Raw genomic sequence first — 17,096 nt, 5'->3', positions numbered from 1 at the left:
TTTCCGTTATCTTAAGAAAACTAAAAACGGAGCAACAGCGGAAGTAAAAGTTCCGTTATTGCTCCGTTTTTTAACCTGCAGCGCTGTTTAGGCGAACATTGAGGGAATATTCCTTCCGCTATCGGCTGCTTTTTGGGCTGTAGCGTAAATAACGGAAATTGGGGTTCCGTTACAGGCCGTTCAGGCCAAACCTTCCGCAAGCCCTTCACATTACAGGTTTCGTGAGGTTCTTACCGGCAGTCAGATCAAGAAGTTTAATATTTTAACTCCGCTTTCCAGCTGCAGCTTTGTAATTCCTGTACCGTACTCCCCATGCGCATAACGGTTTGAGATTAGCGGATAACCGTCGTCCCGCTCCGGGACAGGCTGCCCGCCGACGGAGCACGTCTTGTCATAATCGAGCACAACCGGCCCAAGAGACGACGATACATAAAGCAGCCCTTCATCCTCTGCTGACAACTTCGCATCGGTTACCGACTTCACAAATTGGGAGAACGGACCCGATTGCGTAAGACTGCCTGTCTCAAACAGCCAAATATTATCTTTTTCCATACAAAGCAGCTCGCAGTTTTTGTATTTGCCCGACGTTGTTTTCGTGTACGGCCGCTGTGAGTAAACCGCAATATACGCTTCGTTTTTTCGGCCGAACAGCCATCCCCCAAGCTCCGCCGTTTCATCGAACCGGTCAAACGGGAAGTAGCAATGGGTATACCCCGGGCCTTTCCCAAGCCGGTATATATAGGCCAGCACATTTTTATGCGCTATCGTCTTCGGATTGAGGTACTGCCCGCCCCAATAAGACGGCCGTGTCATCTCCGATTTATTATCGAAGCAGGTGACGAACACAGGCACCGTTCCGTCCAAAAGCGCTTGCCCCGCGTGCACCTGGCCGCCGTGCTGTCCCTTCTTCGACCCGACCATGCCGGACAGCATATAATCCTTAGTCCGGTAAGTCGCGCAATTGACCCCGTCCATACCTCTGTCCGGAAACAGTCCCATCCGGGTTAACGTGAACAGCTCCTCTTCGCTGCTCGCTACCCTCTCCCACTCCGGATTTGGCGAGTAACCGCTGCCCGCAAGCGCAACGCAGCCGATCGATAGCTTCTTCGCCAAACGTTTCGGCTGACCGAACAGCAGCCAATTCAGATGGCTCATCGATTCCAGCTCGGGATGGATAATGCTGTCCTCATAGCTTCGGCCGTGGGTAGTCGCCATGACACCTTTGTAGCTGTGCGAAGCCATAATCGCTACAGTCAGGTCAAGCAGCTGACGCGCCAAAATGCGAAGATAACCGTTTTCCTCCCCAAAATCATGCAGGTTCAGCAGCGCCAGCATATCTTCTTCGTAATATGTGTTGGAATGCCATTCCATGTAGCCGTATGTGCCCTTTTCCTTAATCCAGCGCTCCGATTTCAGCTGACCTTTTAACGCATGGAACAATCCGTTTTGCCCGCTGTTTGGAAAATGTTCCCCGGGGAACATCAATCCGGCTATATATTCGGCGCTGTAAAACAAAATCTCGTGATTTTCCGAGCGTGTAAACATCATCGATCTCCCCGGCTCATCGACCCAATATTTAAACCCGAGGATGCAAGCTTTCATCCTCTCCTTCAGCTCCGGCGGGATATGTCCGCCATCCGCATGTTTGGCGTACATCCGCAGCAAACCGTGCAGCGCGAAGTCAGCGCAGTCGTAGCGATCGTTGATGTACTGCAGCGATGCGTCAATCGCCACAGGATCAACCGCGTCCCACAATCCGGCTTCCATCTTGGCCAGCTCGCGGTGAATAACCGACCGCGTCTCATAGCCCGTTTCAGCCAGCCTCTCCAGCATAAACCGCTTTCGCCCGGAATACCCGGTTTCCGGCAGAGTATCCAGCCAATCGATTTTTTTAAAGGACAAGGAGATGCCGCCGATCCTCTCCCCTTGTTCGCCTTCGTAATCAACCGTAAGCAAATACTCCCCGGACTCCGGCAGCCGGTCCGCTTGGACAAGCTCCAAAGACAAGTCCGCACCGGCTAAACGTGCTTGATGCCGGTACACCTCTTCCTTCGGCATTCCTCTTACGCTTTTATACAGGATTAGGCTGAACAGGCCTCCGCTTCGAAGCTCCTCTTCCCATTCCAGCAAGACAGGCTCGGAGCCGCTCACCGTGCCGCTGCTTAAATAAAACTGCCGGAAATCGTCCTCCAGCCCGCGCCGCGCTTTACCGGAGAGCAGCAGCGGCAGCGAGGGGCGAACCGGAACCGCCCCGTACTCCAGCTCGAACGAAAAGGAATTCATGCAGTGCAGATGCACGTTGCCTAATACGATCAACACATCATTGGAGCCGGCGGCGAGCGGGAGCTCTACCGTAAATTCTCCGGTCACTCTGCCTACTTTCGTATGGTCAAAAATTTTATGCCCGTTAACATAAATGCGGGCTGAGCCGGCCAACCAAAGTCGGCAGGCGTACACGCCTTCTTCCGGAGCATCCAGCCGCGTGTACGCATAGGTCACCAGCAGCCGTGCATGCACGCCGAACCTTGCCCAAGTCATTTTGTATTCGGAAGGATCGGTACGCAGCAGCTTCCACAGGCACGTTTCTCCGAAAAGGGAAAGCTCATCGCCTTCCCTCGGCGTTAACCGTCCGGCTTGTTCCTCCGCCTCTGCCAGCAAAGGCAAATACGGTTGTACGGGAACCTTATAGTTATCGTCGTACAAATCGGAAACATCTTTGTCGAAAGGTCCCGCGTACAGCCAAGCCCGGACGGTTTTGTCCGGATTCACTTCATTCATGGGCTTTATTCCTCCGCTTCAACAAGAGATAAGCTGCTTGTACTTACTTTAAGCCTTCCACCACTTTTTTGTATTGCTCGTATTGCTTTTGGGTAATTTCAATCGCGTCCTTAGCCAGGAAGGCTTTATCCTTGTCCGTCTCATACCATTTCTTATACCAGCCTTCCACCTGAGCGCCGCCCGCCTTGTTCCAAGCATCCTGCGCATCCTTCAACGCTTGGTCAACGGAATATTTATCGCCGCTTACAACGGCCTTCAGCCAAATATCGCCCATCGCTTTGTCGGTGTTCGACTCAATGGTGTTCAAATCCTTGGGAGGCGTCGGCATGTGCTCGGAAATGGTCAGCTCCGGATAGGGACGGTCGAAGTTTAGATACGTTTTCAAGAAGGCATCGCGGAATTGCTGATGCTCTTCCTTCCGCGGATCGCTCTTGAACTGCACCAGCGGCACATCGCACTTGCTGTAACCCGATACGCTTTGCAGCATCCGCATATCGCCAGTGAGATCGCCCACTTCCTTCTTCAGCTTGGCGGGATCCAAAACTTCCGGGCAGCCGTCCGTCATCTTGTAATGCGTCCCTTCGACGCCGAGCTCAAGCGTTTTAGCCGTTGTATCCTTAACGAGGAAATCGACGTATTTCATAACGGCTTCCGGATTTTTGGCCGTAGCGCTGATTGCCGCTGTCATTTGCACCGGATTTTGCAGTGTCGGCAGGAAAGCACCGAACGGACTCTTCGGATATGCGAGGAAGTCGACCTCGGCTGTCGGCACGTTTTTCTTTAACGGATCGACCGTTGAGATTTTCTCCCCAGTCGTGTTTGAATTCAAGAATCCGTAAATTCCGGTTTTCCCGTTAATGAAATCCTGCTTCGCCTTGGCGCCGTTCGCGTCGTTGACGAAATCTTTATCGATCAGGCCTTCGTCAAACAACCTTTTGGCAAATGCGTTGTACGCCTTCACCCGATCCCAATCCAGAACGAGCTGGTTATCCTTCACCACCCATTTGGAGGTAGCCCCAAAGGTCTGCCTTAAGCTGTGCCCGGAGTTACTGCTCAGGGAAATTCCGTACGTATCCTTTTTGCCGTTACCGTCGGGGTCCTGCTCCGCGAACGCTTTCAACACCCGGTACAGCTCCTCGGTCGTTTGCGGCATCGGCAGATTCAGCTTTTTCAGCCAATCCGTACGGATAAGAAAGCCCCGGTTCGGCTCGCCGCGGTTAATTCTACCTAAGTAGTATTGCTTGCCATCCTCCTTCGTGCCGGCTTTTTTCAGCGAAGGGTTTTCTTGCAGTATTTTTTTATAATCCACGCTGTATTTATCAATCAGCTCATCGAGAGGCATGAACTGCTTTTGCTGCTGCAGCGGGTCTCTGGTTTTCGGGCTGTACTCGAACAGCAGATCCGGCGCGCTGCCCGACGCATACAGCACATTGATTTTTTCCTCCGGCTTCGTCCGCGGAATCGCTACGAATTTCACGTTGGCCGGACCGTTTTCATTAATCCATTTGGTCCATGCGTTATTTTCAATCGTGCCGGCATCCGGAGACACCGTGCCCCGGTCATAGATCGATACAGAAATATCCTTCTTCGGTTCGTTTGCCTTGGCTCCGCCTTCTCCAGCCTGGGCACCGCCGTCGGAATTTGACCCGCAGCCTGCCAGCACAGCGCCCCCGGTTAATGAAAGCGCCAGAAAAGCGGCCATTTTCGTATTGGTTTTCATTCTGAAACCCCTTTCACGGATGAAATGTGTATGATTTCAAGCTTAGCCCTTAACGGACCCGAGCATGACACCCTTAACAAAATACTTTTGCAAAAACGGATAGACGAGCAGCATCGGCACCACCATGACCAACACACCGGCCGCCTTCAGCGATTCCGGCACGACCTCCACCTGCACCCCCGAGGTAACGCCGCTGTTGACCAGCTCCTGCAGCAGGTTTTGGCTTTGAATCATGTTTTGCACGAGTACAGTCAGGTTAAACTTGCTCGTTTCGTGGATGTAGATCAGCACATTCATAAACATGTTCCAGTAGCCGACGCTGTAAAATAACGTCAACGTCGCGATGACCGGCATCGACAGCGGCAGCACAATCCGCATCAGATAAGCCATCTCCGAGCATCCGTCGATTCTGGCGGCATCGTCTACCTCGGTAGGGATATTTTCAAAAAACGTCCGCATGACGAGCAGATTGTACGTACTGATCAGCGCCGGCAGCCAGAGCGCAAAGTAAGAATTCATCAAGCCCAGCGCTTTAACAACCAGATACGTCGGAATCAGACCTCCGGAGAACAACATCGTAAACACCATAGCCAGTGTGAAAAACCGTCTGCCGTAAAAAATGCTGCGGGAGATCGGATATGCCGTCATAATGGTCACCGACATACTTAAAGCAACGCCGACAACCGTAATGATCATACTGTTTTGCAGACCGGACAGAATGCGCGTCCCCTTAAGCAAGGAGACGAATGCTTCCGTATTCCACCCGATTGGATAAAAGGTTACCCTGCCCGAAGCGATCGCATGCGTGTCGCTTAGCGAGATGGCAATGGTATTAATAAGCGGAAACAGGCAGGTCACGCCGAGCAGCGTCAGGATGATATAATTGATTGCGTAAAACCACTTTTCCCCGACCGTCGATTTCATTGAGTAGTTCCTCCTTTACCAAAGTCCCTTGTCGAATTTGCGGGCCAGCGCATTGGCCGTTAAGACAAGGATCAGACCGACGATTGATTCGAACAGCCCCATCGCGGCCGTCAGGCTGAACTGCGCCCCCTGCAAGCCGATCCGATACATAAAGGTGCTGATGACGTCCGCTACACTGGACACCGTGGGGTTTTGCAGGATGTAGACATGATCGAAGCCCACCTCCATCAGCCGGCCCATCGCCAGAATGAACATCAGAACAATCGTGGTACTGATACCGGGAAGCGTCACGTGACGGATTTGCTGAAACTTGTTCGCCCCGTCCAGGCTGGCCGATTCATACAAGCTGGGATCAATCGAGGTGAGCGCAGCCAAATAAATGATGGCGCTGAAGCCCATCTCCTTCCAAATTCCCGATCCGACATAAATCGTAATCCAGGATCCCGGGTTGAACAGGAACGGAAACGGCTCCCCGAACCAGCTCTTCAGCGTATGATTTATGGTGCCCGATTCGGTCGAAAACAAGGTCAGGACAAAGCCGCCGATAATGACCCATGAGAAAAAATGGGGCAAGTACACAATCGTTTGGATCGTCCGTTTATACCATGTCTTTCTGACTTCATTCAGCAGAATCGCGAGAAGAATCGGAAACGGAAACCCGACGAACACGTTCAGCATGCTGAGAATAATCGTATTCCGGATAATGCCGATGGTCTGCGGCTGTTTAAAGATCGTCTCGAAATTTTTCAGTCCGACCCACTCGCTGCCGAACACGCCGTCAAAAAACGTGTAGTCTTTAAAAGCAATGATCAAGCCGCCCATCGGCGCGTATTTGAATATGGCGTAAAAGAGGAGGCCCGGGATAAACAGCAGCATCAGCGGAATGTTCGCTTTCCACCTCCGGCGGCGGGCCGCCTGCCGCATGCGCCGCTGCAGCTCCGTGCCGGATGCGTGTGCTGCGGTAGCGGACTCTGAGGACATTGGTGCGGTTGACATAGGTTACAAGGCTCCTCTCGAAATAATGGCGTATGCTTATTATATAAGGGTTGGCCCCTACGCAACCTTCGATCTTTACTGCGTTATCTTAAAAATCTACAGAACAAGGTCCCCTGTAATTTCCCAACAAAATAAGAGGCCGGCGTTTAGGTCCGGCCTCTTTAATCTATTTCAGCTTCGGCTGATGCTGCTTGCGGTATTCGGACGGCGACTGTCCGGCCGCTTGCCTGAAGGCAGTAGCGAAATAATTGGAATCGGCGTAGCCTACGGCGTCGGCGATTTCGGAAATTCTCATGTCGGTATTCGTGAGCAGCATTTTCGCTTTATCCATCCTGAACCGCATCAAATAAGAGATAAAGCTTTCGCCGGTTTGCTTCTTAAACAAATTGCTGAAATAGTTGGCGTTCAGATGAAGGTGAGAAGCAACTCCGGCGAGACTGCATTCCTGCATATAGTACTGCTCAATATAACGAATGGTCCGTTCGGCTAATCTTCCGTTCCGCTCCTCCAGCCATTGCGCTATTGACTGCTCTAATATGGAAATCCGCTCCTGGACCCAAGCGTTAACCTGCTCCTGCGTCTCCATAACCCTGAGCTCGCTTATTTCCGTGCTGATATCCCGCTCCCCCTGCCCGGCGGCCAGTTCCTTTCGCATCACCTCGCGTATCGCCAATGCCAGGCATAACGCATCCGTCTTGCATTGGGCCAATGTGCCCTGCTGACGGCCCTCCCAAACCGTTTGGCGCAGATAAACCGGAAGCTCCTCATGCCGGCCCAGAAGAAGAAAGGAGGTCATCTCAGCCTGTACAGTTCGCACCCGGGTTTCGACCATTCGGCCGGAGTCGGCATCCGTATCCTCCAGGTTCTCCGTTTGCGAAGCTGCCTCGGAGCAGTAAGCCTCATACAGGTTTGCCGCCTCCAAGGCGGAGGACACGCTTCCTAACGGCAAGACGGCCAACGGTATGCCAAGAAGCCTCTCTACGGTCATACACAATTGCTCAAAGAAAAGCGGGTTGTTATCAGCCGGTTCGAGAAATAAAGCAAATAGACCGTATTCTACTGTAATCCACCGGCCCCGGCGGACCCGCTCCTCCATCAGCTCCTCCATAATATTTCCAATTGCAAACTGCAGCAGCTGCTCGTCTTCGGGGCGGTATTCTTTGGCCTGCGGCATAAAGGTTTCAACCTTAACCAGCCAGAAGCCGTGCCCGTCCAACCATTCGCCCGGTTGCGATTGGCCTCCCGAAGGCGGGGGGAGCCGGAGAAGCGACGCCCGCAGCGCGTGATCCTCTTGAACTTGGTGCACTCTGCACTCCTTTTCCTTCATCTCCCTGCGCTCCCGGAATTTGCTGTAGCTTTCCCTCAGCACACGGCAAATCTCTTCCTCCGGGCAAGGCTTCAGCAGAAACTCCTTCACACCGTAACGGACCGCAGCCTGGGCATATTCAAAATCACGGTAACCGGTAAGCATGATAACCGTCATTGCAAGGTTGCTTTCCGCTACATGTTTCGCCAACTCTATGCCGTCCATTACCGGCATCCGGATATCGGTAAGGATCAGGTCCGGCTCCAGCTCCTCCAGCCGTTCAACAGCCTCCCGGCCGTTGCCTGCCTCCCCCGCTACCGTCCAGCCAAGCTCGTTCGTCTCAATGAGCTTGGTCAGTCCTTTGCGGATTAGCGGCTCGTCATCCACGATCATAACGGTGCCTCTCATCTTGCTCGCCTCCCAACGGTAGAAATAAGCGGAATACGGTTCCCGCTCCCGGCTTCGATTCGATTTGCAGGCCGTACGGCTCCCCGTACAACAAATTTAAACGTCTCATCACGCTTCGTACACCTACATGAATGCGGCGTTTTCCGCCGCGCGGACGCGGGGCCAAATCTTCCGGATTGTCGCCGTGTACCCTGGCCGTCCGGGCGGCCTCCAATACCCCATTTATTTGCTCAACCGTCATCCCTTTGCCATTATCCATAATTTCCACGATGATGGTATCCGGTTTTTCCCGGCCCCCCTCCTTTTTCTCCTCCCGTACGCTTCCTCTATACGCCCGTATAATCAGCACCTGTCCGGCAGCCATCTCCGTGAATGCATGGACAAATACATTTTCCACAAGCGGCTGCAGGATCAACCGGGGTACCGGCGCCTGCGCAAGCTCTTCCTCGATCTGGACGACCGTCTCCAGCTCATGGCCGAAACGGTGGTTCTGGATCGTTAAATAGTTGCGGATTTGCGTAAATTCATCATGAAGCGTAGTTCTTATATCTACCGGCTCCAATGCATAACGCAGCATATCGGATAATGAAACAACCAGCTTGGCCGTTTCACGGTCATCCTGCAAATACAGCTTCCAATAAATCGTATCGAGCGTATTATGCAGGAAATGCGGGTTAAGCTGTGCTTGCAAGGCCGTCAGCTCCGCCTCACGCTCGTTAAGCTGGCGCTCGTATACTTCCTTGACCAGCTTGTCGAGGTTTTCCGCCATTGCGTTGAACCCCCGGGCCATAAATCCAAGCTCGTCGTCCGAACGAACCGCCAGCCGAATCTGAAAGTCTCCCTCTCTCATCCGCCTCATCCCTTGCACAAGCTCGCGAAGCGGGTGAAGCAGCCGGTTGCCTGTCCAGAATACAAGAATCCCTGCAAGACCCAAGCTCACGAGACCAATGAGCACATTAATTTGAAATATAATCGTGCTTTTCGACTGCAGCGCTTCCAATGAAACGCGGCTGACCAATGTAAAATCGACCTGACCCGAGCGGCTTTTGGCGTACAAATACGGCTGGCCGTTTACGGTCGAGATGCTTTTGTTGACTATATCGCCCGGAACCGGGGACCCGGCTAAATCTTCGATATCGCTGTAAACGGGGTGGTCCATCTTATCGTAAAGAAACACATTGGCTTGTTCATCTTTAACCAATTCATTCAAATACTCCGAAATTAACGATTGATCAAAAAGCATTACCATCATGCCGTAGGAATCTTGTTGAATGGTTTTCATATACCGCGCCGCGGCAAAAAAATGCCGGTATCCCGAAGCCGCATCGCTGCTTGGAAGCTGGAGAGGAAACCAAATCAGGTTGCCGAAAGAACCGTCCAGCTTGTCTTTAATCGAATTGTAGACTTCCTTGCCCAGCCGGATCGAAGAAGAGCCGACGCCGCTAAAAATAAACCCGTTATCCTTCACGTCATACAAATACATGGAGACCAGCTTCGGTTCATCGTATTTAACTTGAAACAACAGCTTATTCAGCTCGTCCTGGTCCGACAGTTGAGTGTACGTCTCCCTCATCTCCGTTTGCGCCGACCGTTTCAGCACTTGCTCGATATACGGATGAAATACAATAAAATTCGATATCCGGTATATATCGCGAATTTGCAGATCCAGCCTGGCCGCGGCCTGCTCGTTCGTCTTGGAAAACTGCGCGCTTATTTCTTCCGTGAATAAATGCACATGGAGTTTATAGGTTATATATCCCGATACGGCAAAAGTGAACAGAATCACCACACTCAAGCTAATGATCAGCTTCTGCGAAAAGCTTCTACGTGCAAAAAATACCATTGGCTCCCTCCCGGTCATGGGCTTGGATGCTGTGCATGCTTTGCAACCAGTTTACTCTATTCCTTGCGTGGATGCCTCTATTTTTCTTATGGAAATCTTGAAAATTTACGGAAACCGGCCCGGTAAAATTTCCCTCAGTCCACTGCATTTTTTGTTCCGCTATCGCTTGAAGAACCTAAAAAAAGAGAGCCATAGCGGAAACAAAAGTTCCGTTATGGCTCTCTTTGATACTGTAATAGGCTCCTTAGCTTTGCATAGCGGAACCCGTGTTTCCGCTAAAATCTCTCCCAGGCTTGCCTCTGTTTGTTATCCCTTATTTGGCTTAGTAAATCGGTCTAACCAAATTTGTCTGCTCGCGGTTGCGTCCGACGGAGAAGATTGCGATCGGGATGCCCGTCAGCTCTGCTACACGTTCGACATAGCGGCGCGCGTTGGCCGGCAGCTCTTCAAGCTTGCGTACGCCCGTAATGTCCTCGCTCCAGCCCGGAAGCTCCTCATATACTGCTTCACATTTAGCTAACAGGTTCAAGCTTGCCGGATAATGCTCGATAATCTCGTCACCGATCTTGTAGGCGGTGCAAATTTTCACCGTTTCAAGCCCTGCCAGAACGTCCAACGAATTCAAAGACAAGCCGGTAATGCCGCTGACACGGCGGGCATGGCGCACGACGACGCTGTCGAACCAGCCGACACGGCGCGGTCTTCCGGTTACAGTACCGTATTCATGTCCTTTTTCGCGAATCCAGTCGCCGGTTTCATTATGAAGCTCCGTCGGGAACGGGCCATCGCCGACACGTGTCGTATACGCTTTGGCAACGCCGATGACCTGGCGTATTTTCGACGGGCCTACGCCGGAGCCGATACATACGCCGCCGGCGGACGGATTGGACGAAGTAACATATGGATAAGTGCCTTGGTCAATATCCAGCATAACGCCTTGGGCGCCCTCGAACAGCACCTTTTTGCCGGCATCGATCTGGTCGTTCAATACGACGGAAGTATCCGTAACATAAGGACGGATGCGCTCCGCATAGCCCAAATACTCTTCGATAATCGTTTCCGCATCCAAGCCATTGGAACCGTATACCTGCTCGATCAGCACGTTTTTCTCGGCCACCATTTGCCGAACCTTGCGTTTAAACTCCTCCGTATCCATCAGATCGGCAATCCGGATTCCGTTCCGCGCCGCTTTGTCCATATAGCAAGGACCGATCCCTTTGCGGGTCGTTCCGATCTTGTTGTCGCCCTTGCGCTCCTCTTCCAGGCCGTCCAGCAGCAAGTGGTACGGCATGATGAGATGTGCCCGGTCGCTGATGCGCAAATTCGTCGTCGTAAAACCGTTATCATGAATATATTGAATCTCTTCGAGCAGTGCGCCCGGGTTGATCACCATCCCGTTACCGATCACGCAAATTTTATCTTTGTAAAAAATACCCGAAGGAATCATCGTTAATTTATATTTTTTATTTTCAATCAGTATTGTATGGCCCGCATTGTTACCGCCTTGATAACGCGCCACCACTTCGGCAGATTCGGCGAGAAAATCCGTGATTTTCCCTTTTCCTTCATCGCCCCATTGGGTTCCGACAACCACAACCGTCGACATCTACATACCCCCATCAGGTGAAATTCACCTATAATTAGTCAAAAGGCCTAAAGCACCATGAATAGTTTAGCAGTACCTCTGTGCAAAGTCAATTTAAAACGAACAATTTCGTTGCCCAATCTGACAACGTTCGGATATTGCGGGAACCTCTGTCCATGAAAAACCGCCCGGCGGCATTGCTCCGGACGGTTACGAATTTTGGCGCGCAGCGCTACCCGACTTCTTGATGCGTCCTATCCAATCCGACAAACTTGTTGTAATTTTTCAGAAAAGCGAGCTCCACCGTGCCGACTGGACCGTTACGCTGTTTGGCGATGATGATTTCAATAATATTTTTTTTCTCCGATTCCTTGTCGTAGTAATCATCGCGGTACAAAAACGCGACAATATCGGCATCCTGCTCGATCGAACCGGATTCCCGCAAGTCGGACATCATCGGCCGCTTGTCCTGACGCTGCTCGACGCCCCGGCTAAGCTGGGACAACGCGATAACGGGAACATCCAGCTCACGCGCTATTTGCTTCAAGGTACGCGAAATTTCCGATACCTCCTGCTGCCGGTTATCTCCCTTGCCGCGGCCATGGATCAGCTGCAAATAGTCGATCAGGATCATCCCGAGACCTCTCTCCTGCTTCAGCCTGCGGCACTTGGCGCGAATATCGGCGACCGTCACAGACGGCGAATCGTCGATATATATGTTCGCCTCGGACAGCGCGCCGATCGCCATCGTCAGCTTCTCCCAGTCATCCTGCTCCAGATAGCCTGTCCGCATGCGCGAGGCATCGACATTCGCTTCCGCGCAAATCATCCGCTGCACGAGCTGCGCGGCGCCCATCTCGAGACTGAAGATGGCCACTGTCTGCTTCTCGCGTACGCCGACGTTTTGCGCGATATTCAACGCGAACGCCGTCTTCCCGACGGATGGGCGCGCGGCCACGATAATCAGGTCGGACCGCTGGAAACCGGCCGTCATTTTATCCAAATCCAAAAAGCCGGATTTAATGCCCGTCGTGCCGCCTTTGTTGTTATACAAAAACTCGACCTTGTCGAACACTTCCATCAGCACATCGCGGATCGCGATGAATCCGGTGTTCGAACGGCGCTGCGATATTTCGAGAATGCGCCGTTCCGCATCGCTCAGCAAATCGCCGACCTCGTCGGTGCTGGAGTAGCCCTCGGTCACGATATTGGTCGCGGTGCGGATCAGCCGGCGCAGCATCGACTTCTCCTCGACGATCTGCGCGTAGTAGTCGATGTTCGCCGCTGTCGGTACCGCATTCGCGAGCTCCGACAAATATTTGATTCCGCCGATATCCTCCAGCTGCTGTTTATTTTGCAGCGCGGCGGTTAGCGTAATCAAATCAATCGGCTCATTCTCCTCCGCCAGCTCGACCATCGATTCGAAGATGCGCTGATGCGATGTGCGATAAAAGTCATCGCTTGAGATGCGTTCCATCGCGGTCACGAGTGAATCGCTGTCAAGCAAAATAGCGCCGAGCACCGCTTGCTCGGCTTCCAAATTTTGCGGAGGGATGCGATCCATAAACATACCTTCGTTCAAGCTCGATTCCTCCTAAAGCCAGGTTTGATTTGAGCGCGGCCATGCCCGAGCTGTTTTCGCACGTACCTGCATTCAAGCGCGCACAATCACGGATTCGGTCGGTTGCACGCACGAAGCCATATGGCGTTTGCCGCCACCCGATCTTTATCCGATTACGACTTTATCGGGTTAAGACCCCCACCTCTAAGGTGGGCCTTGAATCTGGTGGGGTAGAGTCCCCATCTGATTCCCCGGTGTTCAGCAAAGCTGAACGGGTTCACTCCTCCGCCACGTGGACCTTCAGCTTCGACGTCACTTCCGGATGCAGCTTCACTCCGACTTCCGTTACGCCCAGCGTACGAATCGGCTCTTCCATCAATATTTTACGCTTATCCAGCTTGATCTGCTGCTGCTTTTCCAGCTCTTCGGCCACCTGCTTGCTCGGAATCGCCCCGAACAAACGCCCGTCCTTGCCGGATTTCGCTTTCAGCTCCACCGTCAACGTTTCCAGCTTCTTGCCCAGCTCTACGGCATCCGCCTTTTCCTCATCCTTTTTGCGCTGCTCCGCTTTCTTCTGATTGTTCAGCATTTTTACAGCCGTTTCGTTGGCCGCGGCGGCCAATTGCTTCGGGAACAGGAAATTGGTTGCATAGCCCTCGGATACTTCCTTAATGTCGCCCTTCTTGCCTTGTCCTTTGACATCCTTCAACAATATGACTTTCATTCGAAAAGCCCCTCCTCTGCATGCATTTCACTTAATATTTGCTTTAACTTTTGGGTCGCTTCGGAAATCGTGCCTTCTATTTGCGTCGCGGCATTCGTTAAATGCCCGCCGCCGCCCATCCGCTCCATGACCACCTGCACGTTCATCTGACCGAGCGACCGGGCGCTGATGCCGATCAGTCCGTCAGGGCGTTCACTTATGACAAAGGAAGCCATGATCCCGGTCATCGTCAACAACGTATCGGCCACTTGAGCAATGAGCAGCTGTGAATATTTATGATTCGGCTCGGTCACGGCCAACGCGATATGGTCATAGATGACGACCGCATTTTTGATGACTTCCGACTTCTGGATGTAGGAGCTCAGCTCCTCCTTCAACAGCCGCGAAACGAGCGAGGAATCCGCTCCGTTGCGGCGCAAGAAAGAGGCGGCTTCGAACGTTCTTGCGCCTGTGGCGAGGCTGAAGCTTTTCGTATCCACTACAATGCCGGCCAGCAGCGCCGTTGCCTCCAGAACGCCCATCGTCAGCCGGTCGTTGAAATATTGGAGCAGCTCCGTCACCAGCTCGCAGGTGGAGGAAGCGTAAGGCTCCATATACACCAACGTCGCATCCTGGATAAACTCCTCGCCGCGACGGTGATGGTCGACGATGAATTTGCGCTGCGTCAGCTGCAGCAGCTTCGGTTCGGCCACCATGGACGCCTTATGCGTGTCCACGACAACGGCAAGCGTTCGCTGATTCGTAATTTGCATCGCCTGCTCCGGCGTGATGAACCAGCGGTTCAGCTTCTCATCCTCATAGATCATATCCATCAGCTTTTGAATCGAAGGGTTGACGCCTTCCAGTACGATATATCCCTCTTTATTGCTGACGTGCACCGCCTTCAGGACCCCGATGGCCGCGCCAATCGCATCCATATCCGGGTACCGGTGCCCCATAATAATGACCTTGTCGCATTCCTTGATCAGGTCGCGCAGCGCGTGGGAGATAACGCGCGCCCGGACGCGCGTCCGTTTCTCAACCGCATTGGAGCGTCCGCCATAAAAGGACAGCCGCTCGCCGATCTTTACGGCCGCCTGGTCGCCGCCGCGCCCCAGCGCCATGTCCAGACTCGTCTGCGCCAGCTGCCCGACCTCCGTTAACGAATCGCTGCCGGACCCAATCCCGATACTGAGCGTCAGCGGCAGCTTGTGCTCGATCGTTAAATCGCGAACCTCGTCCAATATTTCAAACCGCGACTGCTCCAAAGCCTTCAGGCCCTTTTGATCCATCAGAATCAAATACCGGTCCGATGCCGTGCGCCGTAGATACACATGATTTTTTTGTGCCCATTCCGTAATTTCGCCGGTCACTCTCGCCATCATAATGCTGCGGGTTTGATCGTCCATCCCCTGCGTCGCTTCATCGAGATTGTCCATCATCACAATGCCGATCGCCAGCCGCCCTTCCTCAAACCGGTTCGCCAACTGCCTAAACTCCGTTATATCGGTAAAATACAGCAGCCGCTCTTCCGTTCGGAGCTGTACCATGTACAGGCATTTGCCGACTTCCATTTCCAGCTTCAATTCCTTTTCCTTGCGGGACTTCAAAGCGGGAAACAGCTCCAGAAGCTGCTCGCCGATCAGCGAATCCTTGCCGAACATTTTCGCCACAAACGGGTTATGCCACTCGATGACCTTCTCTTCGTTATAGAGCAAAATCCCGAGCGGCAGCTCGTGAATGACATCCGTCCCCGCACGCTTGATCCGGTGGGACAGTGTAGCGACATAATGATTTAAATCTTTGCGGAACGCCTGCTCCGCCTTTAACGTGAAATAAGCTAAAACCCCACACACCATCAAGGCAATCACGCCGATTACCCATTGATACAGCAGCAGTATAAATATTAAAACCGTTAGTAAAACGAATATCCATACGATATGCAAGCCGTGCCAACGCTTTAGCAGGAACTTCGGCATTCATCTCGCCCCTAATCCATTACTTATTTTCGGGTCATACGTTCTCGGATCGGGAAAGCCACATCGAACACGCCGAGCAAACTGAACATAAAGTACGCCGGCGGAAAAATCAGCAGTATGATAATTCCGGCAACAGGCAGCGCCCGACTCCAATTCTTCGTATGAGCAACATAAAATAAAAACGCAATCGCTTGTATCGCAAACACGGCTGTCAGCAGCGGCAGCAAATTCAGCAGCAGCGAATACAAAATCGAGTTCGGATCCCTCACGAAAAACTCCATAAACAAGGCGATTACATAATACCATACAAACGACCGCGGCAGCATCCATTCGCGAATCGGTTTAAACGCCGGGATCGACTCGCCGGAACGGTTCAACAGCTTTCTTGCCAGCCAGTGCGTAATGACGATAATAAACAGGGACGACCCGATCATATACAGCGGCAGCATTTTGCTCATCAATTGAACGAGCGCATCCGGCTCCACAACCAGCATGCCTTTCAGCTGTGCGGGCCAGGTGTCCATGATTTCCAGCATAAACGTCTTCATTTTGGCGATCAGGTTAAACCCGAACATATAGGCGACCAATATGCTGAGCAGCATTTCAATCAGCAGCGTGACGGTACCAACCGTCAATACCGTACGCGCCGCGGCCCGTTTTTTATACAAATTGCCCATTTGAATGACGGGAGGCAGAAAAAACAAGGAAATCGCCACCAGCACCGCGCCGCCCCAGCCGGATATGAGCAAGGAAGTTAGCACGTAAACAATAGCAAGGCTAATACCGTAAAACGATAAAAACCGTTTCGTCTCCAGTCTCGTATATTGAACCAGCACAGGCACCATTAATATATTAAACGTAATGATATTCAATGGTGATAAAACCGACAGGAGCAGGACCGCTGTCAGCAAGCTCCAGCCGAGCATTCTTGCAGAACCTTTCCCCAACATGTTCACCTCTTACGCATATGTTCTTCCAAAGCGGAAATATCGCCGTACCATTCTTCCAGTTGATGTCCTTCAGCTCTATGCTTCTTCATTTTTTCCAAAACCGCTTCATCTAAACTGCGAAAAGAGATTCCTAACCGTCTGCCCAGTATGTAGCTGCATGAAACAAGACTTGCTAAACCGTCTATAATTTTAGGATGGCTGCCTTCCCAGATCCCTTTGAGCAGATGCGCCATTTGATCCACGATTTCCGTTTTCAGCCATTCAATGATTTTAGCCCGCTTCGCCAAATCCATCTCTCTTTCCATGCTGGACATGCCGCCTTTCTCTTTAACCGAAGCTTTAG

General features: G+C 52.3%; 12 protein-coding genes. All 12 read right to left on the bottom strand.

Annotation, left to right across the window (positions count from 1 at the left end; genetic code table 11):
- Positions 1 to 240: 240 nt before the first annotated feature.
- Positions 241 to 2,778 carry a hypothetical protein gene (locus E1757_RS23455; protein WP_133232696.1) on the bottom strand — a complete coding sequence of 846 codons (2,538 nt, stop codon included), beginning with the start codon at positions 2,776 to 2,778 and terminating at the stop codon, positions 241 to 243.
- 43 nt (positions 2,779 to 2,821) lie between these two features.
- The gene (locus E1757_RS23450) at positions 2,822 to 4,498 is read right to left on the bottom strand and encodes an extracellular solute-binding protein (protein WP_133232694.1); all 1,677 of its coding nucleotides are present in this window, start codon (positions 4,496 to 4,498) and stop codon (positions 2,822 to 2,824) included.
- 42 nt (positions 4,499 to 4,540) lie between these two features.
- Positions 4,541 to 5,422 carry a carbohydrate ABC transporter permease gene (locus E1757_RS23445; protein WP_133232692.1) on the bottom strand — a complete coding sequence of 294 codons (882 nt, stop codon included), beginning with the start codon at positions 5,420 to 5,422 and terminating at the stop codon, positions 4,541 to 4,543.
- Positions 5,423 to 5,437: 15 nt separating this feature from the next.
- Complete coding sequence (locus tag E1757_RS23440) at positions 5,438 to 6,346, bottom strand: ABC transporter permease (protein ID WP_133233000.1); 909 nt, start codon at positions 6,344 to 6,346, stop codon at positions 5,438 to 5,440.
- A gap of 238 nt (positions 6,347 to 6,584) precedes the next feature.
- Complete coding sequence (locus tag E1757_RS23435; protein ID WP_133232690.1) at positions 6,585 to 8,132, bottom strand: response regulator transcription factor; 1,548 nt, start codon at positions 8,130 to 8,132, stop codon at positions 6,585 to 6,587.
- On the bottom strand, positions 8,104 to 9,975 hold the full coding sequence (locus tag E1757_RS23430) for a sensor histidine kinase (protein WP_165972254.1): 1,872 nt from the start codon (positions 9,973 to 9,975) through the stop codon (positions 8,104 to 8,106). The genes E1757_RS23435 and E1757_RS23430 overlap by 29 nt, the downstream gene beginning before the upstream one ends.
- A gap of 322 nt (positions 9,976 to 10,297) precedes the next feature.
- Positions 10,298 to 11,581: an adenylosuccinate synthase gene (locus E1757_RS23425; RefSeq protein ID WP_133232686.1), complete on the bottom strand. Its 1,284-nt coding sequence runs from the start codon at positions 11,579 to 11,581 to the stop codon at positions 10,298 to 10,300.
- A gap of 211 nt (positions 11,582 to 11,792) precedes the next feature.
- Entirely contained in the window at positions 11,793 to 13,130 is a 1,338-nt protein-coding gene (gene dnaB, locus E1757_RS23420) for a replicative DNA helicase (protein ID WP_181956688.1), read from the bottom strand.
- Positions 13,131 to 13,398: 268 nt separating this feature from the next.
- Positions 13,399 to 13,845 carry a 50S ribosomal protein L9 gene (rplI, locus tag E1757_RS23415; protein WP_133232682.1) on the bottom strand — a complete coding sequence of 149 codons (447 nt, stop codon included), beginning with the start codon at positions 13,843 to 13,845 and terminating at the stop codon, positions 13,399 to 13,401.
- A complete protein-coding gene (locus E1757_RS23410) occupies positions 13,842 to 15,803 on the bottom strand; it encodes a DHH family phosphoesterase (RefSeq protein ID WP_133232680.1) in 1,962 nt (653 codons plus the stop codon). Before E1757_RS23410 ends, rplI begins: the two co-directional genes overlap by 4 nt.
- A gap of 23 nt (positions 15,804 to 15,826) precedes the next feature.
- Positions 15,827 to 16,753 (bottom strand): DUF2232 domain-containing protein, encoded by a 927-nt coding sequence (locus E1757_RS23405; RefSeq protein ID WP_133232678.1) that lies wholly within the window; start codon positions 16,751 to 16,753, stop codon positions 15,827 to 15,829.
- 2 nt (positions 16,754 to 16,755) lie between these two features.
- On the bottom strand, positions 16,756 to 17,058 hold the full coding sequence (locus E1757_RS23400) for a MazG-like family protein (RefSeq protein WP_133232676.1): 303 nt from the start codon (positions 17,056 to 17,058) through the stop codon (positions 16,756 to 16,758).
- Positions 17,059 to 17,096 lie beyond the last annotated feature (38 nt).

It is taken from the genome of Paenibacillus piri, assembly GCF_004354045.1.
Lineage (GTDB): Bacteria > Bacillota > Bacilli > Paenibacillales > NBRC-103111 > Paenibacillus_S > Paenibacillus_S piri.
Note: the sequence above shows the minus strand (reverse complement) of the source record. Positions and strands in the feature narration are given on the sequence as shown.